Below are 2946 nucleotides of genomic sequence, written 5' to 3' on the forward strand. Positions count from 1 at the left end.
GTATTCAATTAAAGCCATTGATATAAATGAACTCACCAAAATGAAACTCATATAATAGAATTCTGTTGTTGACAGAGTAAGAGTTAAGAAAATAAATACTCCTCCAACTCCAAGAACAGCTAGTGAAGATCCAAATAGATAATTATAAAATAACTGTTTCCTAAATGTTAAAAATGCTTCCACAAGCGTGTCTCCTATAAAAGAGTATTTTTGTTAATTATTGACTAGAGTGATATTTCTGTAAAGAAGATTTCCGAATAAGAGTACTAATTTTAAGAGGATTATAGCCTAATCATAGCGAACTCATGTAAATGAATCTTTTATTGAAGGAAGGATTTCTGTATGAAGACCATTGGATTGATAGGCGGAATGAGCTGGGAATCTTCTGCTGAATATTACCGGGTTATTAATGAGGAAGTAAAAAAAAGACTGGGCGGACTTCATTCTGCTAAGTGCATTTTGTATAGCGTGGATTTTGATGAAATTGAGAGATGCCAGTCACAGAACAGGTGGGATCAGGCTGGTGAAATTCTTGGGGAAGCGGCTGTAAGTCTTGAACATGCAGGGGTTGATTTTATTGTAATCTGTACGAATACCATGCATAAAGTAATCGACGTGATTCAAAAGAAAACTTCACTCCCTATTCTGCATATTGCTGACGAAACAGCTGTTAAAATCTTAAATCAAGGCTTTAAAAAGGTTGGTCTGCTTGGAACAAAATATACGATGGAGCAGGATTTTTATACTTCTCGGATTAAGGACGAAAATATTGAAATTCTCATTCCAGGTGGACAGGAAAGAATGACAATCAATCAAATCATTTTCAATGAATTATGTCTTGGGAAAACCGTAGAAGCATCAAGAGAATACTTAAAGGCGGTTATACAAAAATTAGTCGCGGAAGGGGCAGAAGGTATTATTTTAGGGTGTACCGAAATTGGCTTATTAATTAAACAAGACGATGCCGACGTACCATTATTTGATACTACAATGATTCATGCTCTTGGTGCTGTTGACAAAGCGTTAAGTTAAAATAGTTTAAAAATATCATTCAAAGATTAATGAATTTAGGAGGTACTCCATGTTTGAGCATTTTGAAGTAAATATTTCTACATTGGATAGAAAAAGAATGGTAAGGGTTTACTTGCCTAAGCAATATAATGAAAATAAAGAAAAGAGCTATCCGGTGCTTTATATGCATGATGGCCAAAATCTTTATAAAGACGAAGATGCAGGTTATGGAATGTCTTGGGGCATTTCAGACTATCTTGATAAAAGTGATTTAGAAATCATTGTTGTCGGTATTGATTGTAATGATGGTTATAAAAGGCTTGATGAATATTCTCCATGGTCCAGCTCTGAAATGAGGAAAATCTTTGCGCCTGAACTAGATGGAATAGGCGGCGAAGGGCAGAAGTATGTAGAATATATCGTCAATGAGCTGAAACCCTTCATTGACGATAAATATAGGACAATTCCTGTTGAATCCTCGATGGCCGGCAGCTCAATGGGTGGCTTGATTTCTACATACGCGGCATGCAAATATCCAAATATATTTAAAAGAGTTGCATCAGTTTCTTCAGCTTACTGGTTCACTCAGGAGGAAATTGAACAACTGATAAAGGATAGTGATCTATCAGCCATTGAAAAATTTTATCTTGATGTCGGTACAAATGAATCATCTGGCACAATCGATAGCAGGCGGTATATTGAATCTAGTGAATCCATTTATTCCTTGCTAAAAGGGAAAGTTAAGGATTGTAAATTTGTCATTGCCGAAGGTGCTGTCCATAATGAACTGGCCTGGCGCGAAAGAGTACCTGCTATTCTTAATTACTTATACAAATAAGCATACAAAAAAGGACCAATTTCTTCATTGGTCCTTTTTGCTATTTCCATTTTCTATTGGCACAAAATAACTTTCCTTACGGTAGGCGACTGCCTCCATCGTTGCGATTAATTCTCCATTACAGTCAACACGGATTTTGTACCAGGCAGTTCGGTAGTTCTTTTTTTCTTCTGTGGCTGAGGCTGTAACCACCGAGCCTAATTTGCCTGCAGCCATATAATTAACGGTTGTTGTAAGTCCAACAGAAATTCTTCCATAAGAGTTACATGCAGCTTGAAACACAAAATCAGCCAGGGCAAAGGTAACAGCCCCATGAAGTGTTCCATGCATATTAACCATATTGTTCTTAACTTCCATTTCTGCAATTGCTGAACCCTCGCCAAGATCCACAAGCTTGATGCCCAGTGATCTGGCGTAGGAATCTTTCTGCAGCATTTTCATTATTTCATTCTTGAATGCATGATGGATTTCAGTTTCATTTATCTGATTTTTCATCAATAGCCCTCCACTTTTTATTTATCTATTCGATAATCGGAAGGCAGAATCCTTTTAAAGTGATAATAAACGGTATGAAAGGGTCCTTGGAAGTGTAAACGGACTGAGGGGAATGAGATTTATTTGCTATTTATAATTTAAAAGCATTCGTGAAGTAAATGAATGAAGGGGCAGCGGCCTTAAGGTAATATTAATGGAATGGGGCATATGAGAATGATGCTGCGCATCTTTAAACCAATTATACATTGCTTTTCCGCCAACAGAATTGGCTGAATGTATTGTAATCCGATCGGCATAGAGTTTCTCATCAACCATGATTTTAACTAGCAATAAGCCATTTCTGATTGGGCTATCCAAATCGTGGTCCAAAGAAAGGTGTTCGATTTCAAAATTCTTTAATAGGGTCAGACATTCATCAATCGTTTCTGCCAATACGTATCCCTCTGGCGCTATACGATAGTCATCTAGGAAAACATTAATTTTTTCCATTCTTGATCTCCTTCCCTAAATAGGGGGTGACTAAGAAAAGTCGGTTAAACCCTAGTTTCGTATGTGTCCTTTAACCCTAACATACTTTTAGACAAATATGGACAATATCGACT

The 2946-nt window shown here is 36.8% G+C and carries 4 protein-coding genes and 1 pseudogene; 2 read left to right on the forward strand and 3 right to left on the reverse strand.

Annotation, left to right across the window (positions count from 1 at the left end):
- Positions 1–183: pseudogene (locus tag WB217_RS06885) on the reverse strand (hypothetical protein); the annotation flags it as partial.
- A gap of 159 nt (positions 184–342) precedes the next feature.
- Between WB217_RS06885 and WB217_RS06890 the strand changes: the two are divergent.
- Positions 343–1032, forward strand: coding sequence for an aspartate/glutamate racemase family protein (locus WB217_RS06890; RefSeq protein WP_423991899.1), 690 nt, complete (start codon positions 343–345; stop codon positions 1030–1032).
- A 49-nt stretch (positions 1033–1081) separates the two neighbouring features.
- Positions 1082–1849: an alpha/beta hydrolase gene (locus tag WB217_RS06895; RefSeq protein WP_423991901.1), complete on the forward strand. Its 768-nt coding sequence runs from the start codon at positions 1082–1084 to the stop codon at positions 1847–1849.
- Positions 1850–1873: 24 nt separating this feature from the next.
- Here the strand turns inward: WB217_RS06895 and WB217_RS06900 are convergent, their stop codons facing one another.
- Both WB217_RS06900 and WB217_RS06905 read right to left on the reverse strand, forming a co-directional pair.
- On the reverse strand, positions 1874–2344 hold the full coding sequence (locus tag WB217_RS06900) for a hotdog fold thioesterase (protein WP_423991903.1): 471 nt from the start codon (positions 2342–2344) through the stop codon (positions 1874–1876).
- 126 nt (positions 2345–2470) lie between these two features.
- A complete protein-coding gene (locus WB217_RS06905; protein WP_423991905.1) occupies positions 2471–2833 on the reverse strand; it encodes a cyclic-phosphate processing receiver domain-containing protein in 363 nt (120 codons plus the stop codon).
- Positions 2834–2946: the final 113 nt, after the last annotated feature.

Origin of the sequence: Mesobacillus sp. (assembly GCF_049588175.1) — a bacterium.
Taxonomy (GTDB): domain Bacteria; phylum Bacillota; class Bacilli; order Bacillales; family Cytobacillaceae; genus Mesobacillus.